This is a genomic window from Mycobacterium sp. IDUB_19 (genome assembly GCF_055419445.1).
In genome coordinates this window covers 1-305 of sequence record NZ_JBVAXR010000208.1, presented here as the reverse complement: position 1 = coordinate 305, position 305 = coordinate 1, and the positions used below count along the sequence as shown (strand labels likewise).

1 pseudogene is annotated in these 305 nt (G+C 65.6%); it reads right to left on the bottom strand.

Annotation, left to right across the window (positions count from 1 at the left end):
• Window positions 1–242: pseudogene (locus ACZY0B_RS27975) on the bottom strand (haloacid dehalogenase-like hydrolase); the annotation flags it as partial.
• Between the last annotated feature and the right edge of the window lie 63 nt (window positions 243–305).

Genomic DNA, 305 nt, shown 5'->3' with positions numbered 1-305 from the left:
CCTGCGGCTGCCGCTGTATAGGGCTGCTTGGCTGCCAGCGCCGGGTCGGCGGCCGCCTGCTCGGCCAATCGGCGCACGAGGAAGTCCAGTTGGATGTAGGCGGGCTTCTCACACCACAGCGTGCCGTCGTTGTCGAACACGGCGACGCGCTGCTCTGGAGGCACCTGCTCGTCGGCCCGGCCCACGAAGTCGATGATCGCCGACTTCGTGGGCCCGTCTTTCCAGGACTGCAGTACGTCCAACTCAGCCGCCGATCGACTCGAGGTGTTTGGTCAGCTTTTCCACGGCAGGATTCAAGCCGAGCT